21 protein-coding genes are annotated in these 23179 nt (G+C 59.0%); 14 read left to right on the top strand and 7 right to left on the bottom strand.

Translation table 11 applies throughout. The features are described from left to right. Positions 1-32: 32 nt before the first annotated feature. Positions 33-773, bottom strand: coding sequence for a ComF family protein (locus tag ACSQ87_RS03205; protein WP_436273351.1), 741 nt, complete (start codon positions 771-773; stop codon positions 33-35). A gap of 92 nt (positions 774-865) precedes the next feature. On the opposite strand from ACSQ87_RS03205, the gene bioB reads away from it, so the two are divergent. The 7 genes from bioB to ACSQ87_RS03240 all read left to right on the top strand — a co-directional run bounded on the left by bioB (position 866) and on the right by ACSQ87_RS03240 (position 7947). After that, positions 866-1921 carry a biotin synthase BioB gene (gene bioB / locus ACSQ87_RS03210; RefSeq protein ID WP_223431257.1) on the top strand — a complete coding sequence of 352 codons (1056 nt, stop codon included), beginning with the start codon at positions 866-868 and terminating at the stop codon, positions 1919-1921. A gap of 155 nt (positions 1922-2076) precedes the next feature. Beyond that, positions 2077-3255 (top strand): 8-amino-7-oxononanoate synthase, encoded by a 1179-nt coding sequence (gene bioF / locus ACSQ87_RS03215; protein WP_223431258.1) that lies wholly within the window; start codon positions 2077-2079, stop codon positions 3253-3255. Further along, entirely contained in the window at positions 3248-3979 is a 732-nt protein-coding gene (locus tag ACSQ87_RS03220) for an alpha/beta fold hydrolase (protein WP_223431259.1), read from the top strand. Before bioF ends, ACSQ87_RS03220 begins: the two co-directional genes overlap by 8 nt. Continuing rightward, positions 3972-4784 carry a malonyl-ACP O-methyltransferase BioC gene (gene bioC, locus ACSQ87_RS03225; RefSeq protein ID WP_436273352.1) on the top strand — a complete coding sequence of 271 codons (813 nt, stop codon included), beginning with the start codon at positions 3972-3974 and terminating at the stop codon, positions 4782-4784. Before ACSQ87_RS03220 ends, bioC begins: the two co-directional genes overlap by 8 nt. Beyond that, positions 4781-5461 (top strand): dethiobiotin synthase, encoded by a 681-nt coding sequence (gene bioD, locus ACSQ87_RS03230; RefSeq protein ID WP_223431261.1) that lies wholly within the window; start codon positions 4781-4783, stop codon positions 5459-5461. Before bioC ends, bioD begins: the two co-directional genes overlap by 4 nt. Before the next feature lie 107 nt (positions 5462-5568). Further along, positions 5569-5865 (top strand): pyrroloquinoline quinone biosynthesis protein PqqE, encoded by a 297-nt coding sequence (locus ACSQ87_RS03235; RefSeq protein WP_150658478.1) that lies wholly within the window; start codon positions 5569-5571, stop codon positions 5863-5865. A 276-nt stretch (positions 5866-6141) separates the two neighbouring features. Continuing rightward, positions 6142-7947 carry a phenylacyl-CoA dehydrogenase gene (locus ACSQ87_RS03240; RefSeq protein ID WP_056741279.1) on the top strand — a complete coding sequence of 602 codons (1806 nt, stop codon included), beginning with the start codon at positions 6142-6144 and terminating at the stop codon, positions 7945-7947. Positions 7948-8035: 88 nt separating this feature from the next. Here ACSQ87_RS03240 and ACSQ87_RS03245 read toward each other — a convergent pair whose 3' ends face one another. Next, complete coding sequence (locus ACSQ87_RS03245; RefSeq protein ID WP_436273353.1) at positions 8036-9619, bottom strand: hypothetical protein; 1584 nt, start codon at positions 9617-9619, stop codon at positions 8036-8038. Positions 9620-10026: 407 nt separating this feature from the next. On the opposite strand from ACSQ87_RS03245, the gene ACSQ87_RS03250 reads away from it, so the two are divergent. The 3 genes from ACSQ87_RS03250 (at position 10027) to ACSQ87_RS03260 (ending at position 15169) form a co-directional block, all read left to right on the top strand. Beyond that, positions 10027-11316, top strand: coding sequence for a GGDEF domain-containing protein (locus tag ACSQ87_RS03250; RefSeq protein ID WP_436273354.1), 1290 nt, complete (start codon positions 10027-10029; stop codon positions 11314-11316). A 90-nt stretch (positions 11317-11406) separates the two neighbouring features. Further along, positions 11407-13203, top strand: coding sequence for an acyl-CoA dehydrogenase C-terminal domain-containing protein (locus ACSQ87_RS03255; RefSeq protein WP_436273355.1), 1797 nt, complete (start codon positions 11407-11409; stop codon positions 13201-13203). A gap of 187 nt (positions 13204-13390) precedes the next feature. After that, positions 13391-15169 (top strand): acyl-CoA dehydrogenase C-terminal domain-containing protein, encoded by a 1779-nt coding sequence (locus tag ACSQ87_RS03260; protein ID WP_223431265.1) that lies wholly within the window; start codon positions 13391-13393, stop codon positions 15167-15169. A gap of 227 nt (positions 15170-15396) precedes the next feature. Here the strand turns inward: ACSQ87_RS03260 and ACSQ87_RS03265 are convergent, their stop codons facing one another. After that, complete coding sequence (locus ACSQ87_RS03265) at positions 15397-16326, bottom strand: LysR family transcriptional regulator (protein WP_150658483.1); 930 nt, start codon at positions 16324-16326, stop codon at positions 15397-15399. A gap of 169 nt (positions 16327-16495) precedes the next feature. Here ACSQ87_RS03265 and ACSQ87_RS03270 point away from each other — a divergent pair, with 169 nt between their 5' ends. The 4 genes from ACSQ87_RS03270 (at position 16496) to ACSQ87_RS03285 (ending at position 18944) form a co-directional block, all read left to right on the top strand. Continuing rightward, the gene (locus ACSQ87_RS03270) at positions 16496-17779 is read left to right on the top strand and encodes an aspartate aminotransferase family protein (RefSeq protein ID WP_436273356.1); all 1284 of its coding nucleotides are present in this window, start codon (positions 16496-16498) and stop codon (positions 17777-17779) included. A 253-nt stretch (positions 17780-18032) separates the two neighbouring features. Beyond that, entirely contained in the window at positions 18033-18389 is a 357-nt protein-coding gene (locus ACSQ87_RS03275; protein ID WP_223431268.1) for a type II toxin-antitoxin system RelE/ParE family toxin, read from the top strand. Beyond that, positions 18382-18702 carry a helix-turn-helix domain-containing protein gene (locus ACSQ87_RS03280; protein ID WP_223431269.1) on the top strand — a complete coding sequence of 107 codons (321 nt, stop codon included), beginning with the start codon at positions 18382-18384 and terminating at the stop codon, positions 18700-18702. Before ACSQ87_RS03275 ends, ACSQ87_RS03280 begins: the two co-directional genes overlap by 8 nt. Positions 18703-18785: 83 nt before the next feature. Beyond that, positions 18786-18944: a YqaE/Pmp3 family membrane protein gene (locus ACSQ87_RS03285; RefSeq protein WP_007904205.1), complete on the top strand. Its 159-nt coding sequence runs from the start codon at positions 18786-18788 to the stop codon at positions 18942-18944. A gap of 141 nt (positions 18945-19085) precedes the next feature. Here the strand turns inward: ACSQ87_RS03285 and ACSQ87_RS03290 are convergent, their stop codons facing one another. The 4 genes from ACSQ87_RS03290 to pqqC are packed head-to-tail and all read right to left on the bottom strand — an operon-like array spanning position 19086 to position 23049. Continuing rightward, the gene (locus ACSQ87_RS03290) at positions 19086-20912 is read right to left on the bottom strand and encodes a S9 family peptidase (RefSeq protein WP_436273357.1); all 1827 of its coding nucleotides are present in this window, start codon (positions 20910-20912) and stop codon (positions 19086-19088) included. Beyond that, positions 20878-22032, bottom strand: coding sequence for a pyrroloquinoline quinone biosynthesis protein PqqE (gene pqqE, locus ACSQ87_RS03295; protein WP_176471511.1), 1155 nt, complete (start codon positions 22030-22032; stop codon positions 20878-20880). The genes ACSQ87_RS03290 and pqqE overlap by 35 nt, the downstream gene beginning before the upstream one ends. Continuing rightward, the gene (gene pqqD / locus ACSQ87_RS03300; RefSeq protein ID WP_223431271.1) at positions 22025-22300 is read right to left on the bottom strand and encodes a pyrroloquinoline quinone biosynthesis peptide chaperone PqqD; all 276 of its coding nucleotides are present in this window, start codon (positions 22298-22300) and stop codon (positions 22025-22027) included. Before pqqD ends, pqqE begins: the two co-directional genes overlap by 8 nt. Next, a complete protein-coding gene (gene pqqC, locus ACSQ87_RS03305; protein WP_223431272.1) occupies positions 22297-23049 on the bottom strand; it encodes a pyrroloquinoline-quinone synthase PqqC in 753 nt (250 codons plus the stop codon). Before pqqC ends, pqqD begins: the two co-directional genes overlap by 4 nt. Positions 23050-23179 lie beyond the last annotated feature (130 nt).

Here is a 23179-nt window from a genome sequence, read left to right on the forward strand (position 1 = left end):
GGACGTTGGCGGCTTGGGGCCCGGGAGTCAAGTCAGGGCGCATCGCCGGGTTTGGGTGTGCGGGCCAGGCAATAGACGTCGACACGTGCGGCGCCGGCGTCCATCAACAGACGAGCCAAGGCTTGCGCCGTGGCGCCGGTGGTCAACACATCGTCCACCAATGCTAAATGACGACCCTTGATGCACGCATCGGGCGTCAGGGCGAAGGCGTTGCGCAGGTTCTTTTTGCGGGCCTCGGCATTCAGGTCTTGTTGGGCGCTGGTGTCCTGAATCCTCAGCAACAGCGTTTCATCGCACGGAATGTCGAGGCGGGTGCCGAGCCAGCGGGCGAGCATCGCGGCCTGGTTGAAACCCCGTTGGCGCAGGCGTTTGGTGGCCAGCGGAACCGGGATGAGCGCGTCGGGTCGATTCAGGTCTTCATCGAAGCGATGTTGCAGGAACTGAGCGAGAAGTTCGGCGAGCAGGCGACCAAACGGCCACTTCGCAGAGTGTTTGAAGCGTGTGATCAGCGTGTCCACCGGAAAACTGTAAGTCCAGGGCGTAGCGACCCGTTCAAACGCTGGCGGTTGTTTCAGGCATTGGCCGCAGGTCAGACCAGCGGTGGGCAACGGCAGGGCGCAGGTTTGGCATTTATCGCCCAGCCAGGGCAACTCCGTTTCACAGGCCATGCAGATGGGTGTGCATTCATCGGCGGGTTCTGAACAGAGCAAACAGAATTGTTCATTTTTTAACCAGATGTAAACCTGTCCTTCGTATCGTGGTTGACAGCGCATGAGTCTTCCTTAAATATGCCGAACATCCGTGTCGCGTCTGTGGGTATTCCATTCCCCAGTCGCTTGCCAAGCATAAAACAAAGGAAACGCCCATGAGCGCCAGCACCACTGCAACCCTGCGTCATGACTGGTCTTTGGCCGAAGTCAAAGCACTCTTCGTTCAGCCATTCAATGACCTGTTGTTTCAGGCGCAGACGGTGCACCGCGCGCATTTCGACGCCAATCGGGTCCAGGTGTCGACGCTGCTGTCGATCAAGACCGGTGCCTGCCCGGAAGATTGCAAATATTGTCCGCAGTCCGGTCACTACAACACCGGCCTGGAAAAAGAAAAGCTGATGGAAGTGCAGAAGGTCCTCGAAGAGGCCGCGCGCGCCAAGGCCATCGGTTCGACCCGTTTCTGCATGGGCGCGGCGTGGAAACATCCGTCGGCCAAAGACATGCCTTACGTGCTGGAAATGGTCAAAGGCGTGAAAGCCATGGGCCTGGAAACCTGCATGACCCTCGGTCGTCTGGATCAGGACCAGACCGTTGCACTGGCCGACGCCGGCCTCGACTACTACAACCACAACCTCGATACCTCGCCGGAGTTCTACGGCAGCATCATCACCACCCGCACCTACAGCGAGCGCCTGCAAACCCTGGCTTACGTGCGTGAATCGGGGATGAAGATCTGCTCCGGCGGCATCCTCGGCATGGGCGAGTCGCTTGATGATCGCGCCAATCTGCTGATCCAGTTGGCCAACCTGCCGGAACACCCGGAATCGGTGCCGATCAACATGCTGGTAAAAGTCGCCGGTACGCCGCTGGAAAATGCTGACGATATCGACCCGTTCGACTTCATCCGCATGCTCGCTGTCGCACGCATTCTGATGCCGCAATCCCACGTGCGCCTGTCCGCCGGCCGCGAAGCGATGAACGAGCAGATGCAGGCCCTGGCGTTCTTCGCCGGTGCCAACTCGATTTTCTACGGCGAAAAACTGCTGACTACCGCCAACCCGCAGGCTGACAAGGACATGCAACTGTTTTCGCGTCTGGGCATCCTGCCGGAAGCGCGCGAAGAGCACGCTGACGAAGTGCATCAGGCCGCGATCGAACAAGCGCTGGTTGAGCAGAAGAGCAGCGAGCAGTTCTATAACGCCGCAATCTGATTCGACACAAATCGAGTGTGGGAGCGGGCTTGCTCGCGAAAGCGGCGGCACAGTCGACATCAACGTTGAATGTCAGTCCGTCTTCGCGAGCAAGCCCGCTCCCACATTGATTGTACCCAACCTTGGATTATGTAATCTGACTGCCCGAGGCCTGCATGTCTTTCGATCTCAGCGCGCGCCTTGCTGCCCGTCGTGCCGAAAATCTCTACCGCCAACGTCCATTGCTCGAAAGCCCTCAAGGCCCGGAAGTGGTGGTCGATGGTCAGCCGTTGCTGGCGTTCTGTAACAACGACTACCTGGGTCTGGCCAATCACCCGCAAGTGATCGAAGCCTGGCGCGCCGGTGCGGCCCGTTGGGGTGTCGGCGGCGGCGCGTCGCATTTGGTTATCGGCCACAGCAGCCCGCATCATGCGCTGGAAGAGGCCCTGGCCGATTTCACCGGTCGACCGCGCGCGTTGTTGTTCACCACCGGTTACATGGCCAACCTCGGCGCAGTCACTGCGCTGGTCGGGCAGGGCGATACGGTGCTGGAAGACCGGCTCAATCACGCGTCCCTGCTGGATGCAGGTCTGTTGTCCGGTGCGCGCTTCAATCGCTATCTGCACAACGACGCAGCGAGTCTGGCCAAGCGTCTTGAGAAGGCGACCGGCAATACCCTGGTGGTCACCGACGGCGTGTTCAGCATGGACGGCGACATCGCCGACCTGCCGACGCTGGCTCGGGAAGCCAGGGCCAAAGGTGCATGGTTGATGGTCGATGACGCTCACGGGTTTGGTCCGCTGGGCGCTAATGGTGGCGGGATCGTCGAGCACTTCGGCCTGAGCCAGGAAGATGTGCCGGTTTTGGTCGGCACCCTCGGCAAGGCATTCGGTACGGCCGGGGCTTTCGTGGCTGGCAGCGAAGAGCTGATCGAGAGCCTGATCCAGTTCGCCCGCCCCTACATTTACACCACCAGCCAGCCGCCGGCGCTGGCCTGCGCGACGCTGAAAAGCCTCGAGTTGCTGCGCACCGAACACTGGCGTCGTGAGCATCTGAAGACGCTCATTGCCCAGTTCCGCCACGGTGCCGAACAAATCGGCCTGGAGTTGATGGACAGCTTCACGCCGATCCAGCCGATCATGATCGGTGATGCCGGACGTGCGGTTCGACTGTCGCAGATGCTGCGTGAGCGCGGTCTGATGGTCACTGCGATCCGTCCTCCGACCGTGCCCGCTGGCAGCGCCCGACTGCGGGTGACCCTGACCGCTGCGCACAGCGAGGCGCAGGTACAGCTATTGTTAAATGGACTGGCCGATTGTTTTCAACAACTGGGACCGGAGCCAAGCCATGCGTGATCGTCTGATTCTGCTGCCCGGCTGGGGCCTCGGAATTTCTCCGCTGGAGCCCTTGGCGGCAGCGTTGCAAGGACTGGATGAACACTTGCGGGTCGAGATCGAGCCGTTGCCGGAACTGGAATCAAGCGATTTTGAGGAGTGGCTCGATGAGCTGGACTCGACGTTGCCTCAGGACGCCTGGCTCGGCGGCTGGTCGCTCGGCGGCATGCTCGCTTCAGAGTTGGCGGCCCGGCGCGGCGATCGCTGCTGCGGCTTGTTGACCCTGGCGAGCAATCCTTCTTTTGTCGCCCATGAGCAATGGCCGAGTGCGATGCCTGCCGAAACCTTCGATGCGTTTCTGGCCGGTTGCAAGGCTGATCCGCGCATGACGTTGAAGCGTTTTTCGCTGCTCTGCGCTCAGGGGGCCGAAGACCCGCGCGGGTTGTCTCGGCTGTTGCTCGGTGGCGCGCCACATACTTCGGCAGAGGTATTGATGAGCGGCCTGGAGTTGCTCGCACAACTGGATACCCGCCAGGCTTTGCAGGCGTTTCGCGGCCCGCAACTGCACTTGTTCGCCGGCCTCGATGGACTGGTTCCAGCCGAAGCGGCGGGCGACCTGCTGACATTGCTGCCGGATGTTGAAATCGGTCTGATCGAGCAGGCCAGTCACGCGTTTCTTCTGGAAGACCCTCACGGTGTGGCGGGGGCGATTCAGGCCTTTTTGCATGAGTCCGGTGATGACTGATTTATCTCTTCCCAACCTGCCCGGCGGCTTGCCCGACAAACGCCAGGTGGCGGCATCTTTTTCCCGTGCGGCGGCAAGCTACGACAGCGTGGCCGAATTTCAGCGCGACGTTGGCAGTGAATTGTCGAGTCGTTTGCCTGAGGACTTCGTGCCGGGTGTGTGGCTGGATCTGGGCTGCGGCACCGGGCATTTCAGTCGTGCATTGGGCGAGCGATTTCCTGCCAGTCACGGCCTGGCACTGGACATCGCCGAAGGCATGCTCAATCACGCTCGGCCGTTGGGTGGTGCAACGCATTTCATCGCTGGCGATGCCGAGCAGTTGCCGTTGCAGGATTCGACCTGCGATCTGATCTTCTCCAGCCTGGCGGTGCAGTGGTGTGCGGACTTCGCTTCGGTACTCAGTGAAGCCAATCGGGTGCTGAAACCAGGCGGAATTTTCGCGTTTGCTAGTCTGTGCGTAGGCACACTGTTCGAGCTGCGTGACAGCTGGCGTCAGGTGGATGGCATGGTGCACGTCAACAGCTTCCGCGAGTTCGGGGTTTATCAACAGCTTTGCGCGGACAGTGGGTTGAGCGTCGCGAGTCTGGAAACCCGACCGCACGTGTTGCATTACCCGGATGTGCGCAGCCTGACCCATGAGCTGAAGGCGCTGGGCGCACACAACCTGAACCCCGGTCGGCCGGGTGGTTTGACCGGCAGGGCGCGGATCCTCGGTTTGATCGAGGCATATGAGCGGTTTCGTCAGGCCAAAGGATTGCCGGCGACTTATCAAGTGGTCTACGCCGTGTTGGAGAAACCCTTATGAGCGCAGCCTATTTCATCACCGGCACTGACACCGATGTCGGCAAGACCACCATTGCCGCAGCTTTGCTGCATGCCGCGCGGTCGGCCGGTTTGAGCACGGCGGCGGGCAAGCCGGTCGCCTCCGGTTGCGATGTGACGCCCAAGGGCTTGCGCAACGCTGATGCATTGGCGTTGTTGGCGCAGTGCTCAGTGCCTTTGACTTATGCACAGGTCAACCCTATGGCGTTCGAACCGCCGATCGCACCGCATCTGGCAGCGAGGGAGGCCGGCGTGGCATTGACGGTGCAATCACTGTTGACGCCCATGCGGGAGATTCTCGATATGCAAGCGGACTTCACCTTGATCGAAGGTGCTGGAGGCTGGCGGGTGCCTTTGGCGGATCAGGACAATTTGTCGGACCTGGCGATGGCGCTGGATCTGCCGGTGATCCTGGTGGTGGGCGTGCGCCTGGGTTGCATCAATCATGCGCTGCTGACGGCCGAGGCGATTGCTCAGGACGGTTTGCAGTTGGCAGGGTGGGTGGCCAATATCATCGATCCAAAGACTTCGCGTCTGGAAGAAAACCTCGCGACACTCGCTGAGCGGATCCCGGCACCGTGCCTTGGACGAGTGCCGAAACTCAAGGTGGTGACGGCTGAAGCGGTGGCGGAGTATCTGCAGCTGGATCTGCTGGACTAGGGTTCTAGCTATGACAAGGCACTGTGCCATTAGTGTTTTTGTCGGGTCTTTTGTCAGTGGGTCTGGTTCAATGGCCGCTGTTGATCCTTTGTAGGACGAGTTCTCCCATGGAAATCTCAGGAAACACCGCTTTTTATGCCGGTCTGAGCACTATTCAGACAGGGCAGAACCGTGTCGATCAAGCCTCTGGCCAGATCGCCAACACGACGATCGAGCGTTCGGTCACCAGCCAGTCTTCCGAGGCTCAGGTTGATCGTCTGCGCTCGGTGGATCGCAGTCAGCAGTCGGACCTGGCCAGCAATATGGTCGAGATGTCCCAAGGCAAATTTCAGGTTGAACTGGGCGTCAAAGTCGCCAAGGCATCCGACGAAGTACTCGGTACGCTGATCGATACTTTCGCTTGAACCCTCGCTGAACCCGCTCCCTCAACGCCGCGAATGTTCGCGGCGTTTTTCTGCGTGAGTCCTTCTCTCTCAACTAATCTTTCCTCCACAGTAATTGCTCAGGCGACGGTGTTGCGTTGCTGTGGGTCTGGTATTTGCCTCGGGTGATGACGAACGGCAAAGGATCGGCGCTTGACAAGATTTGGGCGTAAACGTATGTTTCAAACAACTGTTTGACCGCCACAACAAATCAACGCGGTCGTTCATTCCCGGTTACATCAGCAGAGGTTTATCGCTATGCCTGACTACAAGGCCCCCTTGCGTGATATTCGCTTCGTTCGTGACGAACTGCTCGGCTACGAAGCGCACTATCAGAGCCTTCCGGCTTGCCAGGACGCAACTCCAGACATGGTTGACGCCATTCTCGAAGAAGGCGCCAAGTTTTGTGAGCAGGTGCTGGCTCCGCTGAACCGCGTGGGTGACACCGAAGGCTGCACCTGGAGCGAGTCCGGCGTTAAAACCCCGACGGGCTTCAAAGAAGCCTACAAACAATTCGTCGAAGGCGGCTGGCCAAGCCTGGCCCATGACGTAGAGCACGGCGGCCAAGGCCTGCCGGAGTCTCTGGGTCTGGCCGTCAGCGAAATGGTTGGCGAAGCCAACTGGTCGTGGGGCATGTACCCAGGCCTGTCGCATGGCGCGATGAACACCATTTCCGAGCACGGCACGCCTGAGCAGCAAGAGGCTTACCTGACCAAGCTGGTTTCCGGCGAATGGACCGGCACCATGTGCCTGACCGAACCGCATTGCGGCACCGACCTGGGCATGCTGCGCACCAAGGCCGAACCTCAGGCCGACGGTTCCTACAAAGTCTCCGGCACCAAGATCTTCATCTCGGCTGGTGAACACGACATGGCCGACAACATCGTCCACATCGTGCTGGCACGTCTGCCGGATGCACCTGCGGGCACCAAAGGCATTTCGCTGTTCATCGTTCCCAAGTTCATGCCAAACGAAGACGGTTCGGTCGGCGCACGCAACGCTGTGACCTGTGGTTCCCTGGAACACAAGATGGGCATCCACGGTAACGCCACCTGCGTGATGAACTTCGACGCGGCCACCGGTTTCCTGATCGGCCCGGCGAACAAAGGCCTGAACTGCATGTTCACCTTTATGAACACCGCACGTCTGGGTACTGCGCTGCAAGGTCTGGCTCACGCCGAAATCGGCTTCCAGGGCGGTCTGAAATACGCTCGTGATCGTCTGCAAATGCGCTCCCTGACTGGCCCGAAAGCGCCGGAAAAAGCTGCTGACCCGATCATCGTTCACCCTGACGTACGTCGCATGCTGTTGACCATGAAGGCCTTCGCCGAAGGTAACCGTGCGATGGTTTACTTTACTGCCAAGCAAGTCGATATCGTCAAATACGGTGTAGATGAAGAAGAGAAGAAGAAGGCCGACGCACTGCTGGCGTTCATGACGCCGATCGCCAAAGCTTTCATGACTGAAGTCGGCTTCGAATCTGCCAACCACGGCGTGCAAATCTACGGCGGCCACGGCTTCATCGCCGAGTGGGGCATGGAGCAGAACGTTCGCGACAGCCGCATTTCGATGCTGTACGAAGGCACCACCGGTATCCAGGCACTCGATCTGCTGGGCCGTAAAGTGCTGATGACTCAAGGCGAAGCCCTGAAAGGTTTCACCAAGATCGTCCACAAGTTCTGCCAGACCAACGAAGGCAACGAAGCGGTCAAAGAGTTTGTCGAGCCATTGGCTGCGCTGAACAAAGAATGGGGCGAGCTGACCATGAAGGTCGGTATGGCTGCCATGAAAGACCGCGAAGAAGTCGGCGCGGCCTCGGTGGATTACCTGATGTACTCCGGTTACGCCTGCCTGGCTTACTTCTGGGCTGACATGGCGCGTCTGGCTGCCGAGAAACTGGCTGCCGGCACCACCGAAACGGCTTTCTACACCGCCAAGCTGCAGACTGCGCGCTTCTACTTCCAGCGCATCCTGCCGCGTACCCGCACTCACGTTGTCACCATGCTGTCGGGCGCTAACAACCTGATGGACATGAAAGAAGAAGACTTCGCGCTGGGTTACTAAGCCTCACGCCGCTCTTCAATAAACCGCCGCTTCTTTTGGGAGCGGCGGTTTTTTTATGGGCGCCAGACACGCGACGCTGCAGCGTCCATCAAGGCGTCGGGATAAAAGGCGTGCCGTCGCAATAGAAGTTCCCCGGCAAAACACCCCTGACCGGTACGGCCACCGTGACTGACCGAATCGCTTGCCCGGCCGCATTGAGCGTCGTATAGAAGACGTACATTACCCCTCTGCCGATCAGGCCCATGGTCAATGGATACGGCACGTTCAAGGTCTGACCCAGCGTCGCAGCGTCGGCTGACAGCAAGGCAGAGACGGTGACTGGCGGATTGATCAGCGTCGAGCCATCGTCCTGTCGACTGAGTGCACAGTTCACAATAACCGTCGCATTGGCCCGCAAGAGCTCCGAGGGCGGGATAAATACCTCAATGTTACGGTTGGAATAGGGCAGGTCGCTGGGTTGCGGGGAGTTGCAGGTGAGATTGCCGTTGTTCAGGTATCTCACCACTGACGGCGGCAACTGCATGAAGGTCGACAGATTGAAGATCAGATTCCTGGCGACCAGCCCGTCGAAGTTTACCCCGCCACTGGTGATCCTGAACCTGACGGAGGCCGGCGTATCATTGGTGGTGGCTCCCGGAACAGCGGCTTGCACGCGTGCCGCAGGGACCACCAACCGCATCGGCAACGACTGCCCGGCATATACAACAGCCACCGCCGCCAGCGTACCGACGAGTACCGTGATGGAGTTGCCAATCTGCAAACCGTCGACACTGTCCAGCCACACCTCCATCCCGGCTGGTGTGATGTCAGCCAGGGTCACCGTGTTGTCTGGCGCAATAGCCTGCGTCACCCGCGGCACGGGAATATTTGAAGGCGCTATTTGAATCGCGACCCTGACTTCAAGGATCAATGAGTCTCGAACGCGATTGCCGGCCTGGTCTATGAGGCGGTATTTCAGTTGCTGTGTGCCATTGCCTCGGTTGCGAAAAGTTTCCGCTGATACGGGGATAAATCGGTCAGCCGGATTGTCGGGCAAGGTGACAACCGGCGGAACGGCGTAAGAAACCTCCATGTGACTATAAGTGTATCCATAGTAGAAAACGCAGCGCAGGCCAATCTGGTTATCGATTTCGGGGTGCGGTGGTATCCGGAACATGACGGGGTCGTTGGCGAGCAGATAAGCCTCGGTGATCAGCGCAGTGTCGAGGTTGGGCGGTAGCAGCGGGCGTGGCGGAGTGATGGTCAGGTGGCCAAAAGGTGCAGTCTTCTGAATCAGCAACTGGGTGCTGGCGGTGGCGCTCAGTAAATTGTCGCCATCATCCAGAACGTACGTGAGCCGATGCACGCCTTCACAGCATAGCTTAGAGCGCGGTACAAGCAGCTCGAAATCCCCGGCGGGATACGCCGGCAATTGATGGTAGGCAATGATTTCATACTCACCCGGAGACGGTAACTCTGCGTATATCCGGATAATGGGGCGCGACCCGGCGGGACCGGGTTGTGGCAATGCCGGGATGCCAATACGCAGGTCACGTGCCGTCGCGGCCAGAGGAATCAAACCACCGGAATTGGGTATGGCTTCCACCACTCTCAGCGGTAGCAGCCTGGGTATCGCATCACGAATCAGAGTAAGTGAAGTGGTGCTGACTGCCTCGATAATTGGGTCTTCCATGCGTGTCACTCCTGTCAGGTTTGGACGACACTCTCCTATCCCGAAAGTGGTGGTAGGGCTCCGGTGAGTGGTACAGGGGATTAAACGCCGTTAAAACACCGGCCGATACTGTCATAACTGACAGTTGCAAATGGCGCGCATGTTGCATGAGGCGTGATGTTGCCAAACGCCAAACGCCAAAGGTTTTTCTGCTCCGGCGATCCGACATCTGTAAAAAAGCCATGGCTGATCGATCTAATGGCTATCAGCCACTTTATTTCTGAAATACCTGGCAAATCGCTCAGAAAAACCGAATTCCTGCCGCTATAGAGGGTGCGGTGTGATGCAGATCACATTGCGTGTGCTTAACTGCGCCAAGTGAAGGCACAATGCCATCTTTGATTTGCCCGGGCCGGAGCTCAACCCCCTTGCCGCGTTCTTCTGCTGTTCATATCAACCATTTCCTGCCGTCGCTGGTCCTGTTGCTGGCGGGGCTTGCCGCAGCCTACGTCAAAGATCTCAACGTATTCTTCACGTCATTGTTCAACGTCCTGCCGACCTTGGTCCTGCTGCTTGGCGGGTCGTATTGTGCGGTTTATCGGCGACAGCGCGAGCTGTTCCTGATGGTCACGGTGTACATCGCCTACTTTTTGCTCGACACCCAGACCGACTTTTACCGCGATAACGGCAAGGTCCGCGAAGACGCAGCCGTGGTGTTCCATTTGTGTTGCCTGCTGTTGCCGCTGCTGTTCGGCATCTTCGCCGCGTGGCAGGAACGCACTCATTTGTTTCAGGACATGGTGGCGCGGTTCGCTGTGTTGCTGGCGTTCGGTAGCGTCGCGCTCGGTCTCGAACAAAGTTATCCACAAGCGCTGTTGATGTGGCTCTCGGAAATTCGCTGGCCGGCACTGCATGGCGCGTGGATGAGCCTGATCCAGCTGTCGTATCCGGTGTTCATCGCCTCTTTCGTGCTGCTCGCCTGGCAGTACTGGCGCAACCCGCGACCGCTGCATGCGGCGCAGTTGGTCGGTTTGCTCGGCTTGTTCTGGATGTTGCCGAAAACCTTCATCCTGCCGTTCACCTTGAACATCATGTGCAGCCAGGTCATGTTGATGATCGCGGCCGCCGTGGCGCACGAGGCATATCAGATGGCCTTCCGCGACGAGCTTACCGGCCTGCCGGGGCGCCGCGCCTTGAATGAGCGGATGCAGCGATTGGGGCGCAATTACGTGCTGGCGATGAGCGACGTCGATCACTTCAAGAAATTCAACGACACCCACGGTCACGATGTCGGCGATCAGGTATTGCGACTTGTCGCCAGCAAGCTGTCGAAAATCGGCGGAGGCGGTAGGGCGTATCGCTACGGCGGTGAAGAATTCGCCCTGGTGTTCGCAGGCAAGACCCTCGAAGAGTGCATGCCGCACCTGGAAGTCATCCGCGAGTCCATCGCCACCTACAACATTCAACTGCGCAATCAGGACAGCCGTCCTCAGGACGACCAGCAAGGTCGTCAACGTCGCGCGGGCTCGGGCGCCTCAAGTGTGTCGGTCACCGTCAGCATTGGCGTCGCCGAACGGCTGGAGCAGCGCACTCCCGAGAAAGTGCTCAAGTCCGCTGACGAGGCGCTCTACAGTGCCAAGGGCGCGGGACGCAACTGTGTGGTGGCGTTCGGTCAGAGCCGTCGTGGCGCGGTGCGCATGGACGCCGCTAATGATTGAGTGATGATGGCGCATTCAGCGTCTGGACTGTGATTGTGAGGCCGGGTGCGCGGCAGTAGGTTTGGGGAATCTGCTGCCGGAGAAATGACCATGCCTGAGTACAAAGCTCCCCTGCGCGACATGCGCTTTCTGATCGACCACGTCTTCGATTTTCACAGCAACTACGCCACGCTGGGCGCCACCGATGCCAGCCCGGACATGGTCAATGCGATCCTCGAAGAAGGCGCAAAGTTCTGTGAGAACGTTCTCGCACCGCTGAACCGCAGCGGCGACGAAGAAGGCTGCCATTTCGACAATGGCGTGGTGACTACGCCTACAGGCTTCAAGCAGGCCTTCGCACAATACGTTGAAGGTGGCTGGCACGGTCTGGCGGCTGATCCGGTTTACGGTGGCCAGGGTTTACCGAGCTCACTGGGGCTGGTCATCAGCGAAATGGTCGGCTCCAGCAACACCTCCTGGGGCATGTACCCCGGTCTGACTCACGGTGCAATGTCGGCGATCCACGCCCATGGCACCGAAGAACAGAAACAGACTTACCTGAGCAAACTCACCGCTGGTCAATGGACCGGCACCATGTGCCTGACCGAAGCCCATTGCGGCACTGACCTGGGCATCATCAAAACCCGCGCCGTGCCTGCGGCCGACGGCAGCTATGCGATCTCCGGCAGCAAGATCTTCATCTCTGCCGGCGAGCACGACATGAGTGAAAACATCATTCACCTGGTGCTGGCGAAACTGCCGGACGCTCCGGCCGGGACCAAGGGCATTTCACTGTTCATCGTTCCTAAATTCCTACCCAACGACGAAGGCGAGGCGGGAGAGCGCAATGGCGTTTCCTGCGGCTCGATCGAACACAAAATGGGCATCAAGGCCTCGGCCACCTGCGTGCTGAATTTCGACGATGCCAAGGGCTTCCTGATCGGTGAGCCGAACAAGGGCCTGAATTGCATGTTCACCATGATGAACCATGCGCGACTGGGCACCGGGATGCAGGGTTTGTGTCTGGGGGAGGCGAGCTTTCAGGGGGCGATCAAGTACGCCAATGATCGTCTGCAGATGCGCGCGCTGACCGGCCCGAAAGCGCCGGAAAAACCAGCCGATCCGATCATTGTTCATCCTGACGTGCGCAGGATGTTGCTGACAATGAAAGCCTTCAACGAAGGCAACCGGGCGCTGACCTATTTCACCGCGCAGTTGCTGGACGTGGCGCATCTGAGCCCGGACGAAACGGCGCGTCAGGATGCCGAAGACCTGCTGGCGTTCCTCACGCCGATCTGCAAAGCCTTCATGACCGATACCGGGCTGGAAGTGACCAACCACGGCATGCAGGTGTTCGGTGGTCACGGTTTTATCCGCGAGTGGGGCATGGAGCAGCTGGTACGCGACTGCCGCATCGCACCGATCTACGAAGGCACCAACGGCATTCAGGCGCTGGACTTGCTTGGTAGAAAAGTCCTCGGCAGCCAGGGGAAATTGCTGCGCGGGTTCACCAAAATCGTTCACAAGTTCTGTGCGGCAAACGCGGGACATCCGCAACTTGCCAGCTACGTGGCGCAGCTCAACGACCTGAATCAGCAGTGGGGAGAGGTGACTACCAAGGTCGGTATGGCTGCGATGAAAAATCCGGATGAAGTCGGCGCGGCGTCGGTGGATTACCTGATGTACAGCGGTTACATCATCCTCGGCTATCTGTGGCTGCGCATGGCGCTGGTCGCTCAGACACAGCTCGATTCGGGCAGCGGCGATGCCGATTACTGCCAGGCAAAACTGGCGACCAACGAGTTTTACTTCAAGCGATTGTTGCCACGCACGGCGGCTCATCGGGCGGCCATCGAGGCGGGCAGCGACTGTCTGATGAACCTGCCTGCGGATTTGTTCGCACTATAGTGTTTCAAGCCGACGTAAAAGAGCCCGCCTGGTTGCGGGCTTCTTTAATGGTTCGCTTTTCGGTGACTAAAAATAACAAAACGGTCATGAGCTGACCCTATGTGTCGTAAAAGTTGTTGGGTTACACTCGGACCCAACGAAAGCACCACTCCTACGAATCACCTGTTTAGATCTTGCGAGGTTTGCCATGGCTGACTACAAAGCGCCCCTGCGCGATATGCGCTTCGTCCTCAATGAAGTGTTCGAGGTCGCCAAACTCTGGGCCGAGCTGCCTGCGCTGGCCGAGACTGTCGATGCTGAAACGGTCGAAGCCATTCTTGAAGAAGCCGGCAAGGTCACCAGCAAAAGCATCGCGCCCCTGAGCCGTGCGGCTGACGAAGAAGGTTGCCATTGGGCGGACGGTGCCGTCACCACGCCGGCAGGTTTCCCACAGGCTTATCAGACTTACGCTGAAGGCGGTTGGGTCGGTGTCGGTGGCGATCCGACCTACGGCGGCATGGGCATGCCCAAGGCTGTTTCGGCGCAGGTCGAAGAAATGGTCAATTCCGCGAGCCTGTCGTTCGGCCTGTACCCGATGCTGACCGCAGGCGCCTGCCTGTCGATCAACGCCCACGCCAGTGAAGCGCTGAAAGCCGCATACCTGCCGAACATGTACGCCGGCGTCTGGGCCGGCTCCATGTGCCTGACCGAGCCACACGCCGGTACTGACCTGGGGATCATCCGCACCAAAGCCGAGCCTCAGGCCGACGGTTCCTACAAAGTCAGCGGTACCAAGATCTTCATCACCGGCGGTGAGCACGACCTGACCGAGAACATCATTCATTTGGTACTGGCCAAACTGCCCGACGCACCGGCGGGGCCCAAAGGCATTTCGTTGTTCCTGGTGCCGAAGTTCATGGTCAATGCCGATGGCAGCCTGGGCGCGCGCAACCCGGCGACCTGCGGTTCGATCGAACACAAGATGGGCATCCAGGCCTCCGCGACCTGCGTGATGAACTTCGACGAGGCCGTGGGTTATCTGGTCGGCGAGCCGAACAAAGGCCTGGCCGCGATGTTCACCATGATGAACTACGAACGTCTGGGTGTTGGTATTCAAGGCTTGGCCAGCGGCGAGCGTTCGTACCAGAACGCCGTCGAGTACGCCCGCGACCGTTTGCAAAGCCGTTCGCCGACCGGCGCGCAGAACAAGGACAAGGTCGCTGACCCGATCATCGTCCACCCGGACGTGCGGCGCATGTTGTTGACCATGAAAGCCTCGAACGAAGGCGGTCGTGCCTTTTCGACCTACGTGGCCATGCAGCTGGACACCGCCAAGTTCAGCGAAGACGCCACCACCCGCAAACGCGCGGAAGATTTGGTGGCCTTGCTGACCCCGGTGGCCAAGGCGTTCCTGACCGACCTGGGTCTGGAAACCACGATTCACGGCCAGCAGGTTTTCGGCGGCCACGGTTACATCCGTGAGTGGGGCCAGGAGCAACTGGTCCGCGACGTGCGCATCACCCAGATCTACGAAGGCACCAACGGCATTCAGGCGCTGGACCTGGTCGGACGCAAGATCGTCGGTACTGGCGGGGCGTTCTACAACCTGTTTGCCGACGAGATCCGTCATTTCACTGCGACTGCCAGTGCTGATCTGGCCGAGTTCACCAAGCCGCTGAACGATGCCGTGACCACCCTCGACGAATTGACCGCCTGGCTGCTCGACCGGGCGAAAAACAACCCGAACGAAATCGGCGCTGCCTCGGTCGAGTATCTGCAAGCATTCGGTTACGTGGCGTATGCGTACATGTGGGCACTGATGGCCAAGGCCGCTTTTGGCAAAGAAGTGCAGGACGATTTCTACGCGAGCAAGTTGGGCACGGCGCGGTTCTATTTCGCACGCCTTCTGCCGCGTATTCACTCGTTGAGCGCGTCGGTGAAGGCCGGTAGCGAGTCATTGTTCCTGCTGGATGCAGGACAGTTCTGACAATGTAACGTCGTGTAAGCATTCTCTTACATGACGTGCTGCTCTTCTCCCATAGATGCAAATTGGATCCACAGCTAATCTACTTCACATGGACGTCGCGCAGGAAGCGCAAAGCAACAACACGGACACGTAGGATTCTGCCAGGACGGCGGAGTGAAATGGATGTCAGGGAAACAGTCTGCAAAGCCCCGCTTCGGCGGGGTTTTCTTTTGTCTGCAGAAAAGTGCTCAGCTCATTTCATCCCGTGTTGCCGGGCTACTCAAACGTCTATCCGAGCCATTAATCACTTCTTCCAGCAACGTACGCAATAAGGCCAGCGAGGCCTGTTGTCGCTGCACATCCCGACACACCAATCCAACTTTAAGCGGCACCCTCGGCTCGCTCAATGGTTTCCACAACAGTTCCTTGTTGCCGTGTGCCTGTTGTGAGCGTCCGGGCAGCACCGTCGCCAGTCGCGTGTGCGGCAGGCTGTCGAGAATCCCCGCCATGTTGTTCAGTTCTGCCTGTACCTGCGGACGTCGTCCCAGATTGGCCAATTGCGCCTGCCAGATCTGCCGTACTTGAAACTCTTCACCCAGTAGCAACATCGGCAATTCGGCGGCCTGACTCATCGAGACTTTCTTGAATTCCCGCAACGGGTGATCCGCCGGGATGACCAGGGTCAGTTCGTCTTCGTACAGCATTACGCCGTGCAACCCCGGCTGACGAGGTGGCAGATAGCTGATGCCGATGTCCAGAGAACCGTTGAGCAAGCGCCGCTCGATTTCCAGCCCCGTCAGTTCATAGATCTGCACCACCAAATGCGGCTGCGCCTTGCGCACGCGTTCGAGCATCTGCGGCACCAGGCTGGTATGGACGGTCTGCAATACACCGATAGCCAGAGTACGCAGTGCCTGGCCCTTGAAATTGCCCAAGGCTTCCCGTGCCCGCTGCAATCCATCTAGCAAGGGCAGGGCATGGTTGTACAAAGTATGAGCAGCGAGGGTTGGCAGCAGACGTTTGCTGCTGCGTTCGAACAGACTCACATCGAGGTTTTGCTCGAGGTGACGGATCTGCTGGGACAGCGCCGGTTGGGAAATTGAAAGCCGTTCGGCAGCCCGGCCCACATGACCTTCTTCGTAGACCGCGACGAAATAACGCAGTTGCTTGAAATCCATAAGTAATACTTATCGAAAATACTGGGAAATCGAAATGGCTCAAGGCCTTGGCTGGGCCTAGTCTAACCGCATTCACAAGGCTTACAGGGCCGCAGAGTGCGATGAATACTGTTTGCTTCGAGGGTGTTTACATAGGTAAGGCAAAAAACCTCACCCGAGGTTTGATCAGATGAACCTGTTTAATTTGCGGCGCAATCCTCCGAGTCTTGATGACCTGGCGGTGGGCACCTTCTTGCCGTCCAAAGGCGACAATCTTTCCAGCGAGTGCCTGATGCCCAGTGTCGAGCGACCGAAACAGATATTCGTGCGCGGCCAGGGCTCATGGTTGTGGGACAGCGATGACCGCGCTTATCTGGATTTCTCACAGGGTGGCGGGGCCAATAGCCTTGGACACAGCCCTTCGGTACTGGTCAACGCCATTGCGATGCAAGCTCAGTCGCTGATTAATCCCGGTTTCGGCCTGCATAACCGCGGCATGCTCAATCTTGCTGGGCGACTGTGTTCCAGCACCGGGAGTGATCAGGCGTACCTGCTCAACAGTGGTAGCGAAGCCTGTGAAGCGGCGATCAAACTGGCGCGCAAATGGGGCCAACGGCATCGCGGCGGGGCTTCGCGGATCATCGTTGCCAACAACGGCTGCCATGGTCGTAGTCTGGGGACGATTTCGGCGTCGGACAGTTCGAATCTGACTAACCGATTCGAGCCGCTGCTTCCGGGCTTCAGTCACGTGCCGTTCAATGACCTTCCGGCCTTGCATGCAGCCGTCGACGCCCAGACCGTGGCGATCATGCTCGAACCGATCCAGAGCGAAGCCGGGGTGATACCGGCCACCGAGCATTACCTCAAAGGGGTCGAGCGCCTGTGCCGTGAGCTGGGCATTCTGCTGATCTTCGACGAAGTGCAAACCGGCATCGGTCGTTGCGGCACTTTACTCGCCGAACAATCCTACGGCGTGCGGGCAGATATCGTTGTTCTCGGCAAAGGGCTGGGTGGTGGCGTGCCATTGGCAGCGTTGCTGGCGCGGGGCAAAGCCTGCTGTTTCGACGTCGGTGAAGTGACAGGAACTCATCATGGCAATGCGCTGATGACGGCGGCCGGTCTTGCCGTCCTCGACAGCGTGCAGGACAAGGGATTTCTCGATCATGTCGGGGAAACCGGTCAGCACCTGAGCGAAGGTCTGCAGCGTTTATCCCATCGCTATGGTCACGGCGAGTTGCGCGGGCTAGGTCTGTTCTGGGGTCTTACCTTGTCCGACGAATCGGCTGACGCCGTCGTCAAAGCGGCGCTTTACGAAGGCTTGCTGCTCAACGCTCCGCAGCCCGATTGCCTGCGCTTTACCCCGGCCCTGACCGTCAGCAAAACCAACATCGACGAAATGCTCCTGCGCCTGGCCCGCGCCTTCTCCCGCGTGCGCACTGCGCAACTGCAGTGCCGCAAAGGGATTGCCGTCTGATCAGACCCGCCCTACACGAATTTCCGAACCGTCTCGCGGTATAACGCATCGCCCCATGCCTGATTCTTTTGGCGTGGGGCGTTTTTTTGTCTCTGCGTTTTGCCAAATGTATTTCAGTGCTTGAGCCGTATCGGGATCAATGGCTTTTTAGAGGGTGTCGGCAAGGAGTGCCGGTGCCAGCGAAACGATATGTGGGTGGAGCTGGCTTTGATTTCTATACCACTGGGTGGTATGTTTTGTGGAAGGGATGCCAATGTCACCAAGGTTGTTCAAAACGAAACGCTTTTCGATGCAGGTCGGGAAGGCCTGGATCGATGACGACGAGCTTCGGGAAGCATTCACCGAAATGCTCAATGGCCAGGCGGACAATCTCGGCGGCGGGGTCTGGAAGAAGCGCTTGAATGCCAACCGCCATCGGTCGATTGTTTTGGCCAAAGGTGGCCGTTACTGGGTTTATCAGTTTCTGTATGCCAAGAAAGACCAGAGCAATATCAGTCCGAGGCAATTGGCCGACTTGCGCGAGTTAGCCAAGACGTATGGAGGGCTGACCGAGATGGAAATCCAGCGCTTGCTGGATATGAAGGAGTTTGTGGAGATATCTCATGAGTAAAAAATTCAAAAGTGAAATTTCGGAATCGATACACGAGTCAGCTAGTGCCTTGTTTGCCATCGGTGCAATCAGCAAGGCAACCATGCGCGAATTCGATGAGTCATGTCTTGCAACGGTTCCGGACGCGATCCCGGCCGAGCAGATCAAAGCGCTACGTGAACGCAACAATGTAAGCCAGCCAGTGTTCGCGCGTTACCTGAACACCAGCGCCTCGACGGTTAAACAATGGGAAGCGGGAGACAAGCACCCCAGCGGCATGGCGTTGAAGTTGCTGAGCATCGTTCAGAAACACGGTCTTGAGATACTGTCCTGAAGAACCGCACTGAACCCTGACGAATGGCAAAGGTCGATTAGCTGTAGGCTCACGCGAGCCAACTTTAATCAGGAGCTGACCCCATGGACTTTATTCGCATCATCATCGCCATTCTGTTGCCGCCACTGGGTGTGTTTCTGCAAGTCGGTTTCGCCGGGGCGTTCTGGCTGAATATTCTGCTGACGCTGTGCGGTTACATCCCCGGGATCGTGCATGCGGTGTATATCATCGCCAAGCGCTGAGTTTCGCGACGCCCCGTTAGATTGCTTTCGCGAGCAAGCCCGCTCCCACATTCGACCGTATTCCCCTGGGAGGACTCGGTCAGTGTGGGAGCGGGCTTGCTCGCGAAAGGGGCACCGCAATTTCCGCACTCAGCGCGATCTTCAGTCCGCCAATTCCATCACCCGCCGATAAAACAACCACTCCTGCTCCAGCGCATGGGCCTGATTGCCGGCCTTGCGAAAGCCATGGCGTTCGTCGGCGTAGTAATGCGCTTCAACCAGAATGCCGTTGTCCTGTAGCGCCGTGACCATGTCGCGGGTCTGTTGCGGCACCACTACAGCGTCCAGTTCACCCTGAAAGAAAATCACCGGAACACGGATGTTGCCTGCGTGCAGCAACGGCGTTCGTGCGGCGTAGCGTTCGGCATCCTGCACCGGGTCGCCGATCAGCCAATCCAGATAATCGCCTTCGAACTTGTGGGTCGTCCGGCCCAGCGCCACAGGGTCACTGACGCCATACAGGCTGGCGCCGGCGCGGAAGACTGTGTGAAAGGCCAGCGCGCACAGTGTGGTGTAGCCGCCAGCACTGCCACCGCGAATAAACGCCTTGTTGCCGTCGATCAGTCCGCGTTCGGCAAGATGAGCGACGACGGCGCAGGCATCCTCCACGTCCACTTCACCCCAGCTCAAATGCAGTGCTTGTCGATAAGCCCGACCATAGCCACTGCTGCCGCGGTAGTTGAGGTCGGCCACGGCGAAGCCGCGTTGCGCCCAGTACTGGATACGCGGATCGAGCATGGGGTAGCAGGCCGAAGTCGGGCCGCCGTGGATAAACACCACCAGAGGCGGTTTCGCATCACCGGTCATCGCTGGATAGAAGAAGCCGTGTGCCTCGCCCGAACCGCTCGGGTAGCGCAGGGTTTGCGGGACGCTGATCTGCTCGGCAGGCAACGGTGCAATACCGCCAGCCAGTGTTTTGACTTGCCGGGTCTGGCGGTCGATGGCAATGACTGCCGATGAACTGACTGGCGAAGCGGCGATGCAGTAAATGAACTGCTCATCCAGTGCGAGAGAGCGGAAGCGGCTGTAATCGCCCGTGAAATCTTCACAGGCATCGCCGCAAAGACCCAGCCTGCCAAACCCGTTTTCGGTCCAGCTCGCCAGATAGCGGCCTTCGCTCAGCGGCAACCAGGTGCAGCCACCCAGCTGCCACGGCGCTGGCCCATGATCAGCGGCGGCACTCGGCAGCGGGCTCAAACCGTCTGCCGATTCCACCCAAGGCTGCCAATAGCCGCCGCGATCAGTCAGGCAAAACAGACGGCCGCTGGTATCGAATCTCGGTTGTTGCAGCGATTCCTCGGCGTCGCCGCCAGCCATGCAAAGCGGTTGAGCAAAACTGCCCTCGTTCTGGCGTTCGGCAACCATCAGGCGAGTCGCGGTCCATGGCTGATCCGGACGACTCCACTCGATCCACGCCAGTCGTTGCGCGTCGGGACTCAACGTCGGCGCGGCGTAGAAGTCGGCGCCTTCGGCCAGCAGATGACGTGTCCCGCCAGCCACATCGATAGCCACCAGACGATGCCGATCGCGGTTTTCTTCAACCGCCAATACCTGCCCGTTAGCGAACTGCAGATCGCCGTATCGGCATTCGCCTGAGCTCAGTAACTCAGGTGTCTCGCCAGCAAGCGACTGCCGATACAGCTGTTGGTCCGCCTCGTTGACGAACACTATCCCGTCATCGGTCAGACAGAACGCGCCGCCGCCATATTCGTACACCCGACTGCGCACACTGAAACCCGCTGGCGTCAGGCAATGTGCCAGGCCGTCACGCCAATGCCAGATTCGGCAGGCGGCGTCCTCGGGACGGTACTCATTCCAGAACAAGCCATGTGGCCCGAACTGCAACTCGGCGAAGTCGATGCCGGCCGCAACAGCCTTGGCAGCGCTGAAGGGTTCAGCTTTTAGCGATGAGTCGTGAATTTCGTTCATTGCGAAAGGCCAGTTGTTCGATGGTCTGGGTCGCGTGTTCGGCTTCTTCGCGAGCCTTGAGGATCACGCCGTGATGTTCCGACTTGCTGCACACCGGGTCGGCGTTGCTCGCGTCCCCCGTGAGCATGAATGCCTGGCAGCGACAGCCGCCGAAGTCTTTTTCTTTCTCGTCGCAGGAACGGCACGGCTCGGGCATCCAGTCGTAACCGCGAAAGCGGTTGAAGCCGAACGAGTCGTACCAGATGTGTTGCATGCTGTGGTCGCGCACGTTGGGAAACTGCACCGGCATCTGTCGGGCGCCGTGACAGGGCAGAGCAGTTCCGTCCGGCGTGACTGTCAGAAAAATACTGCCCCAGCCGTTCATGCAGGCTTTCGGGCGCTCTTCGTAATAGTCAGGGGTGACGAAAATCAGCTTGCACGGATGCCCTTCGGCTTCGAGTTTGGCGCGGTATTCGTTGGTGATGCGTTCAGCGCGGACCAGTTGTTCCTTGGTCGGCAACAGACCGACTCGATTGAGCTGCGCCCAACCGTAGAACTGGCACGTGGCGAGTTCCACAAAGTCCGCCTCAAGGGCGATGCACAGCTCGATGATCCGGTCGATCTTGTCGATGTTGTGCCGATGGGTCACGAAGTTCAGCACCATCGGATAACCGTGGGCTTTCACTGCACGAGCCATTTCCAGCTTCTGGGCGAAGGCCTTTTTCGAGCCGGCCAGCAAGTTGTTCACTTGCTCGTCGCTGGCCTGGAAGCTGATCTGAATGTGGTCCAGGCCGGCCTTCTTGAAGTCGCTGATTTTCTGCTCGGTCAGGCCGATGCCGGAGGTGATCAGGTTGGTGTAGAAACCCAGCTTGCGCGCCTCGGTGATCAGCTCGGCGAGGTCTTGGCGGACCAGCGGTTCACCGCCGGAAAAGCCCAACTGCGCCGCGCCCATTTCCCGCGCTTCGCGGAACACCTTGATCCACTGTTCGGTGCTCAGTTCTTTGCCTTGCTCGGCGAAATCCAGAGGATTGGAGCAGTACGGGCATTGCAGCGGACAGCGATACGTCAGCTCGGCCAGCAGCCACAGCGGCAGGCCGATTTCCGGTTTGGGCGGTAACTTGTCTGACGCGCAATCAGGCAAGTTCGATCCAGTGCTGAGCACGGGCGACCTCCATGAATTGCTCGATGTCGTCACAGAGCTCGGGCACGCCGGGGAACTGCGCGTCCAGTTCAGCGATGATCGCAGCGACGTCGCGTTCGCCGTCGATCAAACCGCCGATCAGCGCGGCGCTTTCGTTGAGTTTGATCATGCCTTCCGGGTAGAGCAGCACATGACCTTTCTGCGCCGGTTCATACTGGTAGCGGTAGCCGGGACGCCAGGTCGGGGTCTTGCTGCGATCAAAACTCATAAGGTGATTCCTTTATGCCAGACCCGTTGCTCGGTCACGCTGTGATACGGCGGGCGTTTCAGTTCGTAGGCCATGCTCATGGCATCGAGCATGCTCCAAAGAATGTCCAGTTTGAACTGGAGAATTTCCAGCATGCGCTCTTGGCCGGCCCGCGTCGTGTAGTGCTGCAAGGTGATCGCCAAGCCGTGTTCCACGTCGCGACGCGCCTGACCCAGGCGGGTGCGGAAATACTCGTAACCGGCCGGATCGATCCACGGGTAATGCTGCGGCCAACTGTCGAGACGCGACTGGTGGATTTGCGGCGCAAACAGTTCGGTCAGCGAGCTGCTGGCGGCTTCCTGCCAACTGGCACGACGGGCGAAGTTGACGTAGGCATCGACGGCAAAACGCACGCCGGGCAATACCAATTCCTGCGAGCGTAGCTGATCCGGGTCGAGGCCGACGGCCTGGCCCAGGCGCAGCCAGGCTTCGATGCCGCCGTCTTCGCCGGGGGCGCCGTCATGGTCGAGCAGGCGCTGAATCCACTCACGACGAATCTCGCGGTCCGGGCAGTTGGCGAGGATCGCGGCGTCCTTGAGCGGGATGTTTACCTGATAGTAGAAGCGGTTGGCGACCCAGCCCTGGATCTGCTCGCGCGTTGCCCGGCCTTCATACATCGCCACGTGATACGGGTGATAAATGTGGTAGTAGGCGCCTTTGGCGCGTAGGGCTTCTTCGAACTCGGCGGGGGACATTGCTGTGTCAGTCATTTCGGTTCTCCGGGCACGACCGGTGGATTCTTTGGTGTCTGGTCTGACGTCTTCGCGAGCAAGCCCGCTCCCACATTCGACCGTATTCTTCTGAAGGAACTCGGTTGAATGTGGGAGCGGGCTTGCTCGC

Origin of the sequence: Pseudomonas sp. LjRoot277 (assembly GCF_964253845.1) — a bacterium.
In the GTDB taxonomy this organism is placed as follows: Bacteria; Pseudomonadota; Gammaproteobacteria; order Pseudomonadales; family Pseudomonadaceae; genus Aquipseudomonas.